Origin of the sequence: Bradyrhizobium sp. B124, assembly GCF_038967635.1 — a bacterium.
Classification (GTDB): Bacteria; Pseudomonadota; Alphaproteobacteria; order Rhizobiales; family Xanthobacteraceae; genus Bradyrhizobium.
This window is the reverse complement of the sequence record NZ_CP152413.1, coordinates 4,743,566-4,760,541: the sequence shown is the minus strand read 5'-3', so window position 1 is coordinate 4,760,541 and position 16,976 is coordinate 4,743,566. Positions and strand designations below refer to the sequence as shown.

Genomic DNA, 16,976 nt, shown 5'->3' with positions numbered 1-16,976 from the left:
GACCCGCACGTGCCGCCCGCAAAGGCGGCCGTTTTGTTTTCCGAAGCTGGCGGTTGCTGCGTAGGCGTCAAGGCGCGCGGCGATTGACGGCTTCAAACCGGCAGTGAACGCCATGACCAACGCCTCGTCGCATCTGCTCCCCGTCTTCGCCCGGGTCGATCTCGGCTTCGAGCGCGGCGAGGGCGCCTGGCTGATCGCAACCAATGGCGACCGCTATCTCGATTTCACCTCCGGTGTCGCGGTGAACGCGCTCGGGCATGCGCATCCGCATCTGGTCAAGGCGCTGCAGGAGCAGGCGACCAAGCTCTGGCACATGTCGAACCTGTTCAAGAGCCCGGACGGCGAGGTGCTTGCGGCGCGGCTGTGCGAGCAGAGCTTTGCCGACTTCGTGTTCTTCTGCAATTCCGGCGCGGAAGCGATGGAGGGCGTGATCAAGCTGGTCCGCCACCACCACTTCTCCAAGGGCCATCCCGAACGCTACCGCATCATCACCTTCGAAGGCGCCTTCCATGGCCGCACGCTGGGCACGCTGGCCGCGACCGGCTCGGCGAAATATCTCGAGGGCTTCGGCCCGCCGATGGACGGCTTCGACCAGGTGCCGCACGGCGACATCGAGGCGGTGAAGAAGGCGATCGGCCCGCACACGGCCGGCATCCTGATCGAGCCGGTGCAGGGCGAGGGCGGCGTGCGCTCGGCGCCGCAGGCGTTCTTCAAGGCGCTGCGCGCGCTGTGTGACGAGCATGGCCTGCTGCTCGCTTTCGATGAGGTGCAGACCGGCATGGGCCGCACCGGCGAGCTGTTCGCCTACAAGCGCACCGGCGTCACGCCGGACGTGATGTCGCTGGCGAAAGCGCTCGGCGGCGGTTTCCCGATCGGCGCGGTGCTCGCGACCGCGCAGGCTGCAGCCGGCATGGCGCCGGGCTCGCACGGCTCGACTTTCGGCGGCAATCCGCTCGCGGTCGCATCCGCCAATGCCGTGCTCGACGTCATGCTCAAGCCCGGCTTCTTCGAGCATGTGCAGAAGATGTCGCTGCTGCTCAAGCAGAAGCTCGCTTCCGTCGTGGACCGCTATCCCGGCGTGCTGTCGGAGGTGCGCGGCGAGGGCCTGTTGATCGGCGTCAAGGCGGTGGTGCCGTCGGGCGATCTGATCGCCGCGCTGCGCAACGAGAAACTGCTCACCGTCGGCGCCGGCGATAATGTGGTGCGGTTCCTGGCGCCCCTGATCGTGACCGAGGCCGAGATCGACCAGTCGATCACAGCGCTCGAGCGCGCCTGCTCTGTGCTATCGGCGCCGCAGCCGAAGAAGGCGGCTGGATAATGAGCAAGCCGGTCCGTCACTTCCTCGACATCAACGAGCTGCCGCTCGCCGAGCTGCGCAACATGCTCGAAGCCGGTGCCGCCATGAAGGCGAAGCTGAAGGCGCATGAGAAGGGCAGGAAGCCGCTCGAAGGCAAGACGCTGGCGATGATCTTCGAGCGCCCGTCGACCCGCACAAGGGTGTCGTTCGACGTCGGCATGCGCCAGCTCGGCGGTGAATCCATCATGCTGACCGGCGCCGAGATGCAGCTCGGCCGCGGCGAGACCATCGCCGACACCGCGCGCGTGCTGTCGCGCTATGTCGACGCGATCATGATCCGCATCCTCAACCATGACGCGCTGCTCGAGCTCGCCGCTCATGCCACCGTGCCCGTCATCAACGGGCTGACCCGGCGTTCGCATCCCTGCCAGGTGATGGCCGACCTCATGACCTATGAGGAAAACCGCGGCTCGATCGAGGGCAAGACGGTGGCCTGGACCGGCGACGACAACAACGTGCTGGCCTCCTGGGCGCACGCCGCCGAGCGGTTCAAGTTCAATCTCAACATCGCCACGCCGCCGGAGCTCTCGCCGAAGAAGCCGATGCGGGACTGGATCAAGGCCACCGGCGCGCCGATCATGCTCGGCACCGATCCGGAAGCCGCCGTGCGCGGCGCCGACTGCGTCGTCACCGACACCTGGGTGTCGATGGGCGACAAGGAGGGCGAGCACCGCCACAACGTGCTGAAGCCCTATCAGGTCAATGCCAAGCTGATGTCGCTCGCCAAGCCGGACGCGCTGTTCATGCACTGCCTGCCCGCGCATCGCGGCGAGGAGGTCACCGACGAGGTGATCGACGGCCCGCAATCCGTGGTGTTCGACGAGGCGGAAAACCGCCTGCATGCGCAGAAGGGCATCCTGGCCTGGTGTTTCGACACGGTCGCGTAGTCGACGATATCAATGCCGTCGTCCCTGCCTTGTGCGCAATTGCTCACTGGAGCAGGGACCCATACGCCGCGGCCTGCGAAAAAGGCACATGGGCAGACGTCTTGTGCCGCGACAAAATCCTGTGGTTATGGGTCCCTGCTTTCGCAGGGACGACGTCGATTCCCGGTATGCTGAACCCCTTTATTTCATGGTCCGAGACCCCAGATAGAGCGCCATGGTTTCACAATCCCCCGACATCAAAATCCAGGCCGAGACGCCCATTCGCGCGCCCTCGGCGGTTCCTGTCGACGATGCCGTGCTGGCCTTCGAGGTCGGCGCGCTGGACTTGCGCGGCCGGCTGACCCGGCTCGGCCCCGCGCTCGACGAGATCCTGCACAAGCACGATTATCCGCCGGCGGTCGGCAAGCTGCTCGGTGAGGCCATCGTGCTCACCACGCTGCTCGGCTCCTCCGTCAAGTTCGAGGGCCGCTTCATCCTGCAGACCCGGACCGACGGACCGGTCTCGCTCCTGATCGTCGATTTCCAGGCGCCCGACCGGCTGCGTGCCTATGCGCGCTACGATGTGGCGCGCCTCAAGGACGGGCAGAGCTCGGGTGAGCTGCTCGGCAAGGGCCATCTTGCCATGACGATCGATCAGGGCGCGAACACCAGCCGCTACCAGGGCCTGGTCGCGCTCGACGGCGGCGGCCTGGAAGAGGCGGCCCACGAATATTTCCTGCGCTCGGAGCAGATTCCGACGCGGGTGCGGCTCGCGGTCGGCGAGGAGATGCGCGGCGGCGAAGGCGGCAAGCTGCACTGGCGCGCCGGCGGCATCCTGCTGCAATTCCTGCCCAAGGCCCCCGAACGCGCCAAGCAGGCCGATCTGCATCCCGGCGATGCGCCGGAGGGCACGGCTACGCACAGCGTGCCGGATGACGACGCCTGGGTCGAGGGACAGTCGCTGATCTCCACCGTCGAGGATGTCGAGCTGATCGATCCCGATCTCTCCGGCGAGCGGCTGTTGTACCGCCTGTTCCACGAACGCGGCGTGCGCGTCTTCAACCCGCAAACGCTGCGCGCGCAGTGCTCCTGCTCGCGCGATGCGGTGTCGTCGATGCTGAAGAGCTTTGCGCCGAACGATCGCGCCGAGATGGTCAAGGACGGCAAGGTGGTCGTGACCTGCGAGTTCTGCTCGTCGGTCTACGAATTCACGCCGCAGGAAGCCGGCGTCGAGTAGGCGGAAAGCCGCCCACGAGGCCCGGTAACCAGGCCTGTCAGCTCAGCAAGGTGCGGGTCTTGCCGGCGGCGTCGTAGATTTCGATCTGAAGCATCGGATAAGCCGCCTTCAGTTGTCGGCCAGACGTTTCAGCAGCCTCGGCGGTGTCGAACTCCGACTTGAAGTGTTTGTCGACAATGATCACGAAGCCTTCGGTAGGAGGCCGGTCGGCGCGCAGCGGCTTCTTCAGCTCTGGTTCGTCAATGGAGAGCAGGGATTTCTTCGTCGTCATGGGAATCCTCCTGGATCGATCTCAACTCAGCCGGTGAAACGCGGGCGGCAGGGTCTCGCGCACGAGCCCGCTCAGATTCAAGGTCTCCCCGCTGTCGGTGATGTCCGAGAACAGTACCTCGACATAGGGATGCTGGCGGTTGAACGCAGCACCACGTTGGTATTTCGCACTGACGATCCGCTCGATCGCCGCCAGGTTCAGCCTGCCGAGTGCGTTGTATTGATCGCGGAACAGGCTTTGATGTCCGCCGCGGTGCTCGACAGACTCGGCCCAGACGTCCATCACCTTGCGGCCGATGAACGCCTCGACCCGTTCATTTCCATCACGGGCGAGAAGTCGCAGCCCGTCCATGCTGTGCTGTCCGTCATCGACGTCAAATTGGGTAAGTGACATGGTGAATCTCCTGTCGTCGTAGTTGGCTCACATCGGCAGTCCATCGGGGACTGCACCTCCTTCATTGTCCCATCGCGACAAAGCCGCAGCGCCCGATCTCGCGTCCTGACGCGCCTCCAGAACTTTGTCGCGGCCGGCATCATCCTTGTGCTTGTGCAGGAAGCGCGCGATCTGCCCGCGCAGCGCCGACGTCTCCAACAGTTTTCCGACCGATCCGGCGGTGTCGAAGATTTCCCGCTGCAGCGCCTTCGGCAGGACGTTCCATTGCATGATGATGGCCGCGCCGAGACACCGCAGGACGTACTCCTCTTCTGTGGCAAGGGCGGCGCCGCGAGAGCGGTCCTGCTCCGCAACGTTTATCGCGTTGTCGAAATTGTCCGCCAATCCCTGCTCGTTATCCGCGAGCGAAGCGAGGCGGTCTTGCTGCTCTTGAAACTTGCGGCTTTCGCCCTGACTGCTCGAACGCTTGATCAGTTCGCCGTATGCGGCTGCCTTGGTGCGGTACTGCTGAGATTTGAACATGGCGGGCCCTTTCCTTGGAGGTCTCCGCGCATTCCGACCAATCTCGATGGCTGACGAGGACTGATTTGTATATGGGAGGCAAAGGGTCGAATAACGAGCACCGAGGCCACAAATCACCGGGCACAAGCCAATCGGATGGCGCGCGTGAATATCTGCACCGCGACAACGTTCACCGCGGTCGCCAGTTCCTGAAGCGCAGTTGGAAGCAATGTCGAAGCCGTCGCTTGGTGAGAGGCGACCGGAGGCCAGGTCCCGGTTGCATCGGAGAATGGCGGCCTCAGCCGGCCCCGTACCGGGGCTTTCTCCGCAAGATCGGCAGTCAGCTCGGGGTTCGCAGGCCGGGAGATGTCAGCCAATCATTGATGTGCGAGGCGGTTTCGACCAGCCGCGCCTTGCGAAGCATCGCGTCGCGCTGAAGGCCGGGCAGGAATGGCTTCGCAGCATCTCCTGTCCTCACGGTTTCCAACGCCGGCAGATCATGAGGCGGCGGTTCAGGCTGGCTATGTTGAGCAATCGGCATAAAGCTCTCCTGGTTACGGGCGGGAGCTTGCAGCACTCTCAGTCACCGGTATCGGCCGGCGGCGGAGCAGTGATGACCTCAGTAGATACCCCTTACGCCCGGTAGTCGACTCAATTCGCAATCGGGGGAGAATATCCAGACTTCGGCGTGCGTTCGGGACTTCGGCTATGGGGTTGACGACGTAAGAGAAGCCAATGGTGCGTCGAATGTGTACACGAAACCGGTCGGCTCATAGCTTAGCTGCACGTCGCCGCGCAGCTGCCTGCCGAGCGTCTCGATCAACCGGGTCCCGAAACTGCGCCGTTCCGGAGGGTGGACTGCCGGACCGTTCTTCTCGGTCCATGTCAGATGCAAGCGCTGTGTTGGTTGATCCAGCGTCCAACTGATGTCGATCCGCCCCTGTGGGGCGGACAGGGCGCCGAACTTCGTGGTGTTCGTGCAGAGCTCGTTGAGTGTCATTGCGATGGCAATGACGGCGCCCGACGTCATGCGAATAGCGGGTCCCGAAATCGAGAATTTCGGCTCATCCGGATTGTTGAAGGCTTCGGTGGCGCCGCGGACGACCGTGCCGAGATCCGCGCTGCTCCATCTTGCCTGCAGCAGGAGATCGTGCGCCCGCCCGAGCGCCAGCAACCGGCCATCGATGGCGTGCTGCGCATGTTCGACCCCTTCCAGGTTGCGCAGGCTCTGGGAGACAATGGCACCGACGGTTGCGATCGTGTTCTTGATGCGGTGGTGCAGCTCCTCGAGGATCACCTTCTGCAGCTTGTCGGCCGCTTCGCGCTCCTTGGCGTCAATGCCGGCCGCGGTCAGCAAGCTCTGGGCATCGATCGCGGCCTGCGCGAGCAGAAGCCGAAGGCTGATATTCTCTTCCGCCACAACGTCCTGCGGCGGTGCCAAGCTGCTTGCAGCACGCGGGTCTGGGCGGAGGTCGGCTGAAGACATCACCGACCGTACCATCATAAGCTGGCCCTTCGGCGAATGTTTTCTGCGCAATCGGGCGAATCTGGACGTATCCGGCACGAAAAACGCGAGCGATTGCCCCGATACGTGCCGAGTGGGCTTGTCATTCGATAGCGGAGTAGCCACCTGATCAGCAGCGCAACTGTATTGTTACAGCATCCCCCTTGCGGAAGCGCGAAGCCTTAGCTGCCAAATCTTGTAACCGATCGACCAGACGTCACGTCGCTTCAATGCGCGTGTTACGGATCACGACAAGCTGTGGCAACAACCTGACAGGCCTTACCCATGATTGAATTTCCAAATCATAGTCGTTCATACGACCAAACGCGGCGCGCCGTGCGGTTTTGGGGATATGACAGTGCTATTGAGGCATCGTTCTTCGTCACCGAAGGCGCATTGAAGCGACTTCAATCGGATGCCTATCTCGACGAGCCGGGCCTTCTGCACGCCTTCGATGCCAACCGCGATCGGATATGTGCCGCTGCGGCCAGGGTCTATGTCCGCGGAAGCAGGGGATCTTACGATCTGGTCGCCGCGAATTTCTGAAATCGTCGGGTTCGATCAGATCACGCCCGACAATTTGGCAGATTGAGCGCGTTAATCGCACACCACCCTTGCAAGCGATCAAAAGGAGGATGTCATGGATACGAGCTTCCTACAGACTTTCCTGGCGTGCGGAGCAATCTTCGTGCTCTCGTTCGTTGCGATCGGGGCTTTCTGGCTCCTGGAGCGCATGCGAGGCGCCAGCGCCCCTCACATGTGAAGATGGGGCAGGCGGCCGGCGGACCCAGGTCCACGCCGTTCGAGATGCCGCGTCTCCAACAGAAAGGCCGCGGATTGCTCCGCGGCCGTTCTGACGCCGATGCGTTTCCTCAGTAGCGGTCGGTCCCGATTCCGACGCTCACGCCCGGAGCGCGGAACCCGATGCCGCCACGCTCCTCATAGCCACGGCGCTCGATGTAGCGCTCGCGAGGTGCATATCCGTATGAATCATCGGGCTCACGGACGATGACGCGGCGTTCGCCACGTGCGCGCCAGCAACGGCCGGCGTCATCGCAAACCATGCGAACGTTCTGGATGTTGCTCTCCGGCCCGACCGACGCGCCGAGTGAAAGCGGTGCGGCGAAAGCCGTGCTTGTGGCAGTCATGACGAGGGCACTTGCGCCGGCTGCCAAATAGATCGCGAGATTCTTCATATGATTTCTCCAAAAAGTGCTTGTGTCAGGGAGCCAAGAGTCTCGCGAGCCATTGGTTCCTGGCACCGGCCGGTCGATTGCATTGATCGCGTGGCGGCCGTGCCGCCCCAATGGGCAATGGCACGTTGAAATGACGAGGAACCGAGGCCGGCCCTGCGCGTCCGCCCGTCGGGCAAATCAGGAAACTCGAACTATTTCCATTATTCAGAAATTTGACGGCCCCGATCCCCGATGACTGCTTGGGGCGCGGCGAGACCGACAGCGCGGCTAATTCAGCACCCTTTTCCCGTCCGGGCTCGGGCTATCCAGCGAGAAGGTCGGCACGTCGATGTCGAAGCGCTCGCCGGCTTCGGTGACCATCTGGTAGCTGCCGGTCATGAAGCCGGAGGCGGTCGGCAGCGGCACGCCGGAGGTGTATTCGAAGCGCTCGCCGGGCGCGAGCACCGGCTGCTCGCCGACCACGCCCTCGCCACGCACCTCCTGGCGGCGGCCGGTGGCGTCGGTGATGATCCAGTGCCGCGTCCGCAGTTGCACCGTTTCCGGGCCCGAATTGACGATCACGATCTTGTACGACCAGAAATATTCGCGCCGGTCGATCGACGAGCGCTCCGGCATGAAGTTCGGCTCGACGGTGACTTCGATCTGGCGGGTAACGGCGCGGTACATACGGCTCAATCCGATGATCTCGGCGCAAAATCCGCTTTCGGCCGGATCATGCGCAAACAGGCGCCCATCATAGCCAATTGGTCAGCCGGAACCAATCGCCGGGCAGGCCGTGAAAAGCCGGTCCCGGGGGCCGCCTGTTCATCGTGGTTTCAACATAGTTCCGCTCTAAAGCGCGGCCGCATGTCGCCGCACTCTGTGCTTTGTCGGCAAGTTGTGGACCGATATTATCTTTTCAGCACGACCTGCGGACGCCCGCAGCCGACACGGTGTTTGATGAGCTCGATTGCCGATCCCATAGCCGGTTCGCCGGTGGCCGACGCCAAAGCCGATGCAGAGGTCAAGGCGAAAGCCGTGGCGGCGGCGCCCGCAATCTCGCTGCCGGCGACCGGCGAGCGCGAGCTCCGGCTCGATTTGTTCCGCGGGCTCGCGCTGTGGCTGATCTTCATCGATCACCTGCCGACCAATCTCCTGACCTGGCTGACGATCCGCAACTACGGCTTCTCCGACGCCACCGAGATCTTCATCTTCATCTCCGGCTACACCGCCGCCTTCGTCTACGGCCGCGCGATGCTGGAGGGCGGCTTCGTGATCGCGACCGCGCGCATCCTGCGCCGGGTCTGGCAGATCTATGTCGCGCATGTCTTCCTGTTCACGATCTTCCTCGCCGAGATCTCCTATGTCGCGACCTCGTTCGAGAACCCGCTCTACACCGAAGAGATGGGGATCATGGACTTCCTCAAGCAGCCGGACGTCACCATCGTGCAGGCGCTGCTGCTGCGCTTCCGCCCCGTGAACATGGACGTGCTGCCGCTCTACATCGTGCTGATGCTGTTCCTGCCGCTGATCCTGTGGCTGATGAAGTGGAAGCCCGATGTCACGCTCGGCCTGTCGGTCCTGCTCTACGCGCTGACCTGGCAGTTCGACCTTTATCTGTCGGCCTATCCGAACGGCTTCTGGGCGTTCAACCCGTTCGCCTGGCAATTGCTGTTCGTGTTCGGCGCCTGGTGCGCGCTCGGCGGCGCGCGGCGGATGTCGCGCATCCTGTCGTCGAACATCACGATGTGGATCTGCATCGTCTATCTGGTCGCGGCGTTCTTCGTGACGCTGACCTGGTACGTGCCGCAGCTCGGCCACATCATGCCGAAGGTGATCGAGCAATGGATGTATCCGATCAACAAGACCGACCTGGACGTGTTGCGGTTCGCGCACTTCCTGGCGCTCGCCGCGCTCACCGTGCGCTTCCTGCCGAGGGACTGGCCGGGCTTGAAATCACCCTGGCTGCGACCATTGATCCTGTGTGGCCAGCATTCGCTTGAGATATTCTGTCTCGGGGTCTTCCTCGCCTTTGCCGGTCACTTCGTGCTTGCCGAAGTATCTGGCGGTGCCGCACTGCACGCCTTGATCAGCGTTTGCGGTATCCTCATCATGTGCGGCATGGCGTGGATTATTTCGTGGTACAAGCACTCCGCCGACAAAGGCGCCTCGAAAAAAGGCGCCGGCGGCAACGCCGATCTGGCGGGAGGGGGAGCATGAAGTCCGCGTGGACGATGCTGAGCCTGACGCTGCTGGCCGCCTGTTTGGCGGCTGCGCCCGCGCGCGCCGGCGATACCGTCGAGCCGGCACCGGCTCCGCCCTGCGACGTGCCGGCCTATCTGCTGGCAAGCGAGAGTTCGCTGCCGAAGGTCACCGACGCGGTGAAGGCCAACAAGCCGCTCAGCGTGCTGGTGGTGGGCAGCCGCTCCTCGACCATCCCCGGCAACGAGGCGAGCGCCTATCCGGCCACGCTGCAGGCGGCGCTGAAGGAGGCGTTTCCGGCCGCCACCATCGATCTATCCGTAGAATTACAGGGAAAGAGCACCGCCGAGGAGACCGCGGGAACCCTTGTTAAGCTTGTTGAAGCAAAAAAGCCTACTTTGGTTATCTGGCAGACCGGAACGGTCGATGCTATGCGAGCAGTCGATCCTGACGATTTTCGCACCGCCATCAACGATGGCGTTGTTGCGTTGCGGGGCGCCGGGACCGACGTGGTGCTGGTCAATCTGCAATACAGCCCGCGTACGGAAACGATGATCTCTGCGCCGCCATATCTCGACAATATCAAGGTGGTGGCGCAGCAGCACGACGTTCCGCTGTTCGACCGGTTCGCGATTATGAAGCAGTGGAGCGACGCCGGATATTTTGACCTGTTCAGCACCTCGCACGGTGTCGATCTGGCCAAGAAGGTTCATGCCTGTCTCGGCCGCGCACTGGCGAAATTCGTGATCGATGCGGCTCATCTGGGCCCGGTGCAGCAGAATTAGAGGAAGCCGAGTTGATGCGTTTTGCCTTCCCTTTTCGTTTCGCCGCAGGGCGGAGCCTGCGCGCCGTTGCGGTACTCGTGTTGCTCGCGCCGCTCTCGGCCGTGCCGTTGTGCGCGCAGACCGGCCAGGCCGACCAGCATGCGGCGCTGTCATCGGGAGCAAAGACTGAAGCAATCAGAGCCGATGCTGCGAAGCCCGCCGCGGTCGAAACCGATGCGGCCAATCCGCAGCCGCAACCGGGCGTCGCCGCCAAGGCGCTCGACAAGGTGAAGCAGGTCGCGAAATCCGCCAGCGACATCTTCCACCGCGTGCCCTGCCATCAGCCCACCGGCGTGCCGAACAGTACCGGCTCGCTGCCGCATGTCGCAGCCAAGCTCGCCGCCGGCAAGCCGGTCGTCATCATCGCGTTCGGCTCGTCCTCGACCCAGGGCTACGGTTCGTCGGCGCCGGAATTCACCTATCCGAGCCGGCTCGCCGCGCAGCTGCGCCGGCAGTATCCGTCGGCCGACATCAGCGTGCTCAATCGCGGCAAGGGCGGCGAGGATGCGCCCGAGATGATGAAGCGGCTGCAGACCGAAGTGCTCGACGTGCACCCCGACATGGTGATCTGGCAGGTCGGCACCAACGCGGTGCTGCGCAACCTCGATCCGACCGAGACCGCCAAGCAGGTCGAGGACGGCGTGGCGCGGCTGCAGGCGTCCGGCGCCGATGTCGTGTTGGTCGATCCGCAATATTCGCCGCGCGTCACCGAGCGTCCCGAAAGCGCGCGCGGCATGGTGAAGCTGCTCGGCCGCATCGCCGCGCTGCGCCATGTCGGCATCTTCCCGCGCTTCGAGGTGATGCGCGACTGGCACGAGAGGCAGGCGATCCCGATCGACGATTTCGTCACCGCCGACGGCCTGCACATGAACGACTGGGGCTATGCCTGCTTCGCCCAGCTGCTCGGCGACGACATCATCCGCTCGGTCGGCGCGATCAAGATCGGCGTCAACGTCCCCGGCGACGTCAGGACCTACCGGCCGATGTGACCGGCGCTTCCTCCATCTCCTCGCACTAGCTCTATCCCCGTCACCCTGAGGTGGCCGCTTCTTCAGCGGCCCTCGAAGGGTCGATGGCCACCAGCCGGGCCGTGCATCCTTCGAGGCTCGCCCAGCGGCGCAATTGCGCCGCAAGGCTCGCACCTCCAGCGACAAAGGCGAAGCCTTTGCGCGGGGATGACGGGACTGATACTGTCGCGGGGCCTTTGCCTCGACCATCCCGCCACACTCACCAGCAATCTTGACCTCGCCGCGGTAATCCGCTCCCTTGGCGCCTGTTACGAAGCCTTAAGGGAAACGCTCATGTCTTTCGTGCTGGCCATCGATCAGGGCACCACATCGTCGCGCGCCATGGTGTTTCGCAGCGACATCTCCATCGCCGCGGTCGCGCAGCAGGAGTTTCCGCAGCATTTCCCGGCCTCCGGCTGGGTCGAGCACGAGCCGGAGGATATCTGGACCTCGACCGTGATGGTGTGCCGCGAGGCGCTGGAGAAGGCCGGGCTGAAGGCGAAGGACATCGCCGCGATCGGCATCACCAACCAGCGCGAGACCACCGTGGTATGGGACCGCGCCACCGGCCAAGCCGTGCATCGCGCCATCGTCTGGCAGGACCGCCGCACCGCCGACATCTGCGCCAGACTCAAGGCCGAGGGCCATGAGCCGGCGATCTCGGCCAAGACCGGTCTCATTATCGACCCCTATTTCTCGGGGACGAAGGTGGCCTGGATCCTCGATCACGTGCCAGGCGCGCGCGAACGCGCCGAGCGCGGCGAACTCCTGTTCGGTACCGTCGACTGCTATCTCTTGTGGCGGCTCACCGGCGGGCGGGTGCATGCGACCGACGCCACCAACGCCTCGCGCACGCTGCTGTTCAACATCCACACCGGGGCGTGGGACGACGACCTCATCAATCTGTTGCGCGTGCCGCGCTCGATGTTGCCAGAGGTGAAGGATTCCTCCGCCGGGTTCGGCGAGAGCACCGCGGATCTGTTCGGTGGCCCGATCGCGATCTCCGGCATTGCCGGCGACCAGCAGGCCGCGACCATCGGCCAGGCCTGCTTCGAGCCCGGCATGATGAAGTCGACCTACGGCACCGGCTGCTTCGCGCTGCTCAACACCGGCACCACGCCGGTGGCGTCGAAGAACAAGCTGCTCACCACGATCGCCTACCAGCTCAACGGCCAGCGCACCTACGCGCTCGAGGGCTCGATCTTCGTCGCCGGCAGCGCGGTGCAATGGCTGCGCGACGGTCTCGGCATCATCAAGCACGCTGCCGAGACCGGGCCCTTGGCCGATAAATCCGACTCGATGCAGAGCGTCTACCTCGTGCCGGCCTTCGTCGGCATGGGCGCACCCTACTGGAATCCGCGGGTGCGCGGAGCGCTGTTCGGCTTGACCCGCAACACTGGTCCGGCCGAGCTCGCGCATGCGACCCTGGAAAGCGTCTGCTACCAGACCTTCGACCTGTGGGCCGCGATGCGCACCGACTGGCCGGAGGCAAATGCCGCCAACACCGTGCTGCGCGTCGACGGCGGCATGACCGCATCCGACTGGACCATGCAGCGGCTCGCCGATCTGCTCAACGCGCCGGTCGATCGCCCGATGATCCAGGAGACCACGGCGTTAGGCGCCGCCTATCTCGCCGGCCTCGAGGCCGGCGTCTATCCGGAGCCCGCGAAATTCGCCGACAACTGGCGGCTCGAACACCGCTTCAGGCCGGCGATGAGCGAGGCGACGCGCGACCGCAAGCTCGCCGGCTGGGGCCGCGCGGTGAAGGGCGTGCTGGCGAGCGACGAGGGGGAGTAGCGCGCCGGGTGAGAAACCCGGATGAAGTCTCGTACCAAAAATAACAACCATCGGAGAACAACATGAACACGGATCTCAACCGCGTCGCGAAACTACTCACCGCCGCGCTCTGCGCCACGATGCTCGCCGCTCCCGCCGCGGCGCGCGAGAAGCCGAGCCCGCTTGTGGCGGCGCGCGAGGTCAAGACCGACGTCGCCGGGCTGAAGGCGCCGGGCCAGATCCTGGTCGACGTCTGGGGCATTCCGCACATCTATGCCGGCAACGAACACGACCTGTTCTTCCTGCAGGGCTTCAACGCCGCGCGCGACCGGCTCTGGCAGATCGACCTCTGGCGCAAGCGCGGGCTCGGCCAGCTGGCAAAGGATTTCGGTCCCGCCTATGCCGAGCAGGACAAGGCGCTGCGTCAGTTCCTCTATCGCGGCGACATGAACGCGGAATGGGCCGCCTATGGCCCGAAGGCGAAAACCTATGCCGAGGCCTTCGTCGCCGGCGTCAACGCCTATGTCGCCGACGTCCAGGCGGGCAAGCGGCCGCTCCCGATCGAGTTCAGGATCGCGGGCACGATGCCGGACCTATGGTCGGCGGAGGATGTCGTGCGCGTCCGCAGCCACGGCCTGACCCGCAACGTCGCCTCCGAGGTGAAGCGCGCGCTGGTCGCCTGCGCCGCCGGCCTCGATGCCGATCGTTTCCGCGTCAAGCTGGAGCCCACCTGGACCACCAAGGTGCCCGATGGGCTCGACCCCTGCAGCGTGCCGAAGGGCGTGCTCGCGGCCTATGACTTCGCCACGCGCCCGGTGAAGTTCGCTGCTCAGAAGGACCAGAAGGCCGCGCTGGCGCACGATCCCGACAAGTTCTTGGCCGAGGCCGATCAGCAGCGCGACACCATCGGCTCCAACAACTGGGTGATCGCCGCATCGCGCACCGCGACCGGGCGCCCGATCCTCGCCAACGATCCGCATCGTGAGCACTCGGTGCCGTCGCTGCGCTACATCATCGGCCTCAACGCGCCCGGCATCTCGGTGATCGGCGCCGGCGAGCCGGCGCTGCCGGGCATCTCGATCGGCCACAACGACACCATCGCGTTCGGCCTCACCATCTTCAACGTCGACCAGGAAGACCTCTACGTCTACGAGCTCAACCCTGACAATCCGAACCAGTACCGCTACGGCACGGGCTGGGAGGACATGCGCATCGTGCACGAGAAGGAAGCGGTGAAGGGCGAAGCCGACCGCGACCTCGAGCTGAAGTTCACCCGCCATGGACCCGTGATCTTTGTCGACGCCGACAAGAAGCATGCGTTCGCCGTGCGCTCGATCTGGTTCGAGCCGGGCACCTCGGCCTATTTCGGCTCCTCCGACTACATGACCGCGAAGACGTGGGGCGGCTTCCTCGACGCGATGCGGCGCTGGGGCGCGCCGTCGGAGAACCAGGTCTATGCCGACACGTCAGGCAATATCGGCTGGGTCGCTGCCGGCAAGACGCCGCGCCGCTTGAGCTTCGATGGGCTGATGCCGGTGCCTGGCGACGGCCGCTACGAATGGCAGGGTTTCCTGTCGCTCGACGAACTGCCGAAGCTGTATCAGCCGAAGCAGGGCTTCATCGCCACCGCCAACCAAATGAACCTGCCGGCGGATTATCCGGTCAACGAGCGCCGGGTCGGCTTCGAATGGTCCGACAGCGCGCGCTGGCAGCGCATCGTCGAGGTGCTGCAAGCCAACAGCAAGGTGACGCTGGCGGACGCGATGGCGTTGCAGAACGATGACACAGGCATGCTGGCGCGGCGGCTCGTCGCCCTGCTGAAGCCGCTGTCGTCCGACGACGCCAACGTCAAGAAGGGCCTCGATCTCCTGAAGGCGTGGGATGCGCGCGACGCTGAGGACAGCGCTGCGGCCGCGGTCTACGAGGTCTGGATCGCGAATCATCTCGGCCCGGTGCTGCTCAAGACCACGGCGCCGAAGGCGGCCGAGCTGATCGCGCCGGAAGCCTCCAGCATCTCCGCCATCGTCGATTATCTCGAAAAGCCCGACGCCGCGCTCGGCAGCGATCCCGCCGGTGGACGTGACCGCGTGCTGCGCGACAGCCTCGGTGAGGCTGTTGCCGACGTCGCCGGCAAGCTCGGAGGCGATGCGTCGACCTGGCGCTGGGGGCGCCTGCATGTCGCCAAGTTCGACCACGCGCTGATGCCGCTCGCCGACAAGGCCACGTCAGCTCAGATGCAGGTCGGCCCGCTCGCCTATGGCGGCGCCGCCAACGTGCCGCGCGCCGCCACCTATCGCCGCTCCGACTATCATCTCACCGCCGGCGCCTCGTTCCGCATGGTGCTCGATGTCGGCAATTGGGATGCGAGCCGCACCATCAATACGCCCGGCCAATCCGGCGATCCCTTCAGCGGCCACTACCGCGACCTCGCCCCGCTCTGGGCCACCGGCCAATATGTCCCGCTGCTCTACAGCCGCCCGGCCGTGGAAGCCGCAACCGCCGAGGCGATCACGCTGACGCCGAGGTGAGGGGGCAGTTCGTCTCACTGGCTGCGCCACAAACTCCAGCGTCGTCCCGGCGAAGGCCGGGACCCATAACCACAAATCTCGGTTGGGTTGCACGCTGCGGCCCCAGCGTGCCTCATCACTAATATTCGGGGTAATGGGTCCCGGCCTTCGCCGGGACGACGGCGAATATGCGGATGATGCTTCCAGCTTCATCGAGCGCTTGATTCGCCAAAACACCGACTGACAAATCGGTGACTTTGTTACGCCGCGTTGCATTGCATCTGCCGCGACATGCGGATATCTCCCGCCGATCGTATCGAAACAAAGGTCGCGCGATGCTGCTGCCCGACGGCTATTCCGACATCCCCGACGGCAAGGTCGCCGCCGTCGTCACACATCTGGAAATGACCGAGCGGCCGCCGCGGCGCGACGATCCGCCGGGTGCGTGGCGCCTGCGTAAGGTCGAGCCGCCTGCGCTCAACTGGTATCGCGATCTCTACCGCCGCGTCGGTGAGGAGTGGCTGTGGTTCACCCGCACGGGAATCGATGACGCCGATCTCGGGGGTCGGATTCACGCGCCCGGCGTCGAGCTCTACGGGCTGGTCGTCGACGGCAATGATGAAGGCCTGCTCGAACTCGACTTCAGCGAGCCAGGTGAGTGCCAGCTGCTCTATTTCGGCGTCACCGCAAAGTTCATCGGCACCGGCGCCGCACGCTTCCTGATGAACTGCGCGCTCGAGATCGCCTGGTCGCGCGACGTCAGCCGGGTCTGGGTGCACACCTGCACCTTCGATCATCCCTCCGCGACCGCATTCTACCAGCGCTCCGGCTTCCGTGCGTTCAAGCGGCAGATCGAGGTGGCGGATGATCCCCGGCTCGACGGCAAACTGCCGCGCGATGCGGCGCGGCATGTGCCGGTGATTGGATAGGAGGGAATTATATGCCTGGCTTTTCCCTGGAACTACCGGCGGACTTTGCAGACTACGAATGGGAAGTCGAGGCAAAGGGTTGGTTTTCGCAGGCGCGGATCAATGCTTCGGGGAAGCGGTACCTTCTGAACTTCTATGACCCCGCACGACTTGCACAAGCCATCAATGACGAGCTTGAGCGCGGCAGGGTGTTCTTCGAGCCGAACCTGGTGATAGTTCAATCCATCACAAGGACGAGCATGGAGCAGGCCGTGGCGCTGTTGATGGAGTCAGGTGAGCTCACCAACATGGTTGAGGAATAGCGCCGATGGCGTCGCATCCCGCCTTCGCGAAATATCAAACATCATCCCGCACCCACCTGTAGCGTCGGCAGAATCAACAGCAGGCAATGCTTTGCCGGAATGACTCGCCATATTGCAATGCGGTG

18 protein-coding genes are annotated in these 16,976 nt (G+C 64.3%); 11 read left to right on the top strand and 7 right to left on the bottom strand.

The features are described 5' to 3' along the window. The first annotated feature begins 112 nt into the window (after positions 1 to 112). The 3 genes from AAFG13_RS22770 to AAFG13_RS22760 all read left to right on the top strand — a co-directional run bounded on the left by AAFG13_RS22770 (position 113) and on the right by AAFG13_RS22760 (position 3,460). The gene (locus tag AAFG13_RS22770; RefSeq protein ID WP_212317159.1) at positions 113 to 1,318 is read left to right on the top strand and encodes an aspartate aminotransferase family protein; all 1,206 of its coding nucleotides are present in this window, start codon (positions 113 to 115) and stop codon (positions 1,316 to 1,318) included. Continuing rightward, positions 1,318 to 2,244, top strand: a complete 927-nt coding sequence (gene argF / locus AAFG13_RS22765; protein WP_092123050.1) for an ornithine carbamoyltransferase — start codon at positions 1,318 to 1,320, stop codon at positions 2,242 to 2,244. Before AAFG13_RS22770 ends, argF begins: the two co-directional genes overlap by 1 nt. Before the next feature lie 214 nt (positions 2,245 to 2,458). Beyond that, entirely contained in the window at positions 2,459 to 3,460 is a 1,002-nt protein-coding gene (locus AAFG13_RS22760) for an Hsp33 family molecular chaperone (protein ID WP_176533928.1), read from the top strand. Positions 3,461 to 3,497: 37 nt separating this feature from the next. Here the strand turns inward: AAFG13_RS22760 and AAFG13_RS22755 are convergent, their stop codons facing one another. From AAFG13_RS22755 to AAFG13_RS22735, 5 genes are all read right to left on the bottom strand, one after another. Further along, positions 3,498 to 3,731: a hypothetical protein gene (locus tag AAFG13_RS22755; RefSeq protein ID WP_092123053.1), complete on the bottom strand. Its 234-nt coding sequence runs from the start codon at positions 3,729 to 3,731 to the stop codon at positions 3,498 to 3,500. Between the two features lie 21 nt (positions 3,732 to 3,752). Then, a complete protein-coding gene (locus AAFG13_RS22750; RefSeq protein ID WP_212317160.1) occupies positions 3,753 to 4,124 on the bottom strand; it encodes a signal transduction histidine kinase in 372 nt (123 codons plus the stop codon). Positions 4,125 to 4,151: 27 nt separating this feature from the next. Then, positions 4,152 to 4,646, bottom strand: coding sequence for a hypothetical protein (locus tag AAFG13_RS22745; RefSeq protein ID WP_342708270.1), 495 nt, complete (start codon positions 4,644 to 4,646; stop codon positions 4,152 to 4,154). 319 nt (positions 4,647 to 4,965) lie between these two features. After that, complete coding sequence (locus AAFG13_RS22740; protein WP_342708269.1) at positions 4,966 to 5,202, bottom strand: hypothetical protein; 237 nt, start codon at positions 5,200 to 5,202, stop codon at positions 4,966 to 4,968. 129 nt (positions 5,203 to 5,331) lie between these two features. Next, the gene (locus AAFG13_RS22735; RefSeq protein WP_212317161.1) at positions 5,332 to 6,111 is read right to left on the bottom strand and encodes a sensor histidine kinase; all 780 of its coding nucleotides are present in this window, start codon (positions 6,109 to 6,111) and stop codon (positions 5,332 to 5,334) included. A gap of 303 nt (positions 6,112 to 6,414) precedes the next feature. Between AAFG13_RS22735 and AAFG13_RS22730 the strand changes: the two genes are divergently transcribed. After that, entirely contained in the window at positions 6,415 to 6,675 is a 261-nt protein-coding gene (locus AAFG13_RS22730; RefSeq protein WP_092123059.1) for a DUF1488 domain-containing protein, read from the top strand. A gap of 326 nt (positions 6,676 to 7,001) precedes the next feature. Here AAFG13_RS22730 and AAFG13_RS22725 read toward each other — a convergent pair whose 3' ends face one another. Both AAFG13_RS22725 and apaG read right to left on the bottom strand, forming a co-directional pair. Then, complete coding sequence (locus AAFG13_RS22725) at positions 7,002 to 7,325, bottom strand: hypothetical protein (RefSeq protein ID WP_212317162.1); 324 nt, start codon at positions 7,323 to 7,325, stop codon at positions 7,002 to 7,004. A gap of 267 nt (positions 7,326 to 7,592) precedes the next feature. Further along, positions 7,593 to 7,991, bottom strand: coding sequence for a Co2+/Mg2+ efflux protein ApaG (gene apaG, locus AAFG13_RS22720; protein WP_092123063.1), 399 nt, complete (start codon positions 7,989 to 7,991; stop codon positions 7,593 to 7,595). A gap of 273 nt (positions 7,992 to 8,264) precedes the next feature. On the opposite strand from apaG, the gene AAFG13_RS22715 reads away from it, so the two are divergent. The 7 genes from AAFG13_RS22715 to AAFG13_RS22685 all read left to right on the top strand — a co-directional run bounded on the left by AAFG13_RS22715 (position 8,265) and on the right by AAFG13_RS22685 (position 16,851). Beyond that, positions 8,265 to 9,524, top strand: coding sequence for an OpgC domain-containing protein (locus AAFG13_RS22715; RefSeq protein WP_092123065.1), 1,260 nt, complete (start codon positions 8,265 to 8,267; stop codon positions 9,522 to 9,524). Then, complete coding sequence (locus AAFG13_RS22710) at positions 9,521 to 10,291, top strand: SGNH/GDSL hydrolase family protein (protein WP_212317164.1); 771 nt, start codon at positions 9,521 to 9,523, stop codon at positions 10,289 to 10,291. Before AAFG13_RS22715 ends, AAFG13_RS22710 begins: the two co-directional genes overlap by 4 nt. 14 nt (positions 10,292 to 10,305) lie before the next feature. Continuing rightward, positions 10,306 to 11,319, top strand: a complete 1,014-nt coding sequence (locus AAFG13_RS22705; protein WP_249132589.1) for an SGNH/GDSL hydrolase family protein — start codon at positions 10,306 to 10,308, stop codon at positions 11,317 to 11,319. A 312-nt stretch (positions 11,320 to 11,631) separates the two neighbouring features. Then, positions 11,632 to 13,134: a glycerol kinase GlpK gene (gene glpK / locus AAFG13_RS22700; RefSeq protein ID WP_212317165.1), complete on the top strand. Its 1,503-nt coding sequence runs from the start codon at positions 11,632 to 11,634 to the stop codon at positions 13,132 to 13,134. 62 nt (positions 13,135 to 13,196) lie between these two features. Continuing rightward, entirely contained in the window at positions 13,197 to 15,641 is a 2,445-nt protein-coding gene (locus tag AAFG13_RS22695) for a penicillin acylase family protein (protein WP_342708268.1), read from the top strand. 314 nt (positions 15,642 to 15,955) lie between these two features. Further along, a complete protein-coding gene (locus tag AAFG13_RS22690) occupies positions 15,956 to 16,549 on the top strand; it encodes a GNAT family N-acetyltransferase (RefSeq protein ID WP_342708267.1) in 594 nt (197 codons plus the stop codon). 11 nt (positions 16,550 to 16,560) lie between these two features. Next, positions 16,561 to 16,851 carry a hypothetical protein gene (locus AAFG13_RS22685; protein WP_212317171.1) on the top strand — a complete coding sequence of 97 codons (291 nt, stop codon included), beginning with the start codon at positions 16,561 to 16,563 and terminating at the stop codon, positions 16,849 to 16,851. Positions 16,852 to 16,976: the final 125 nt, after the last annotated feature.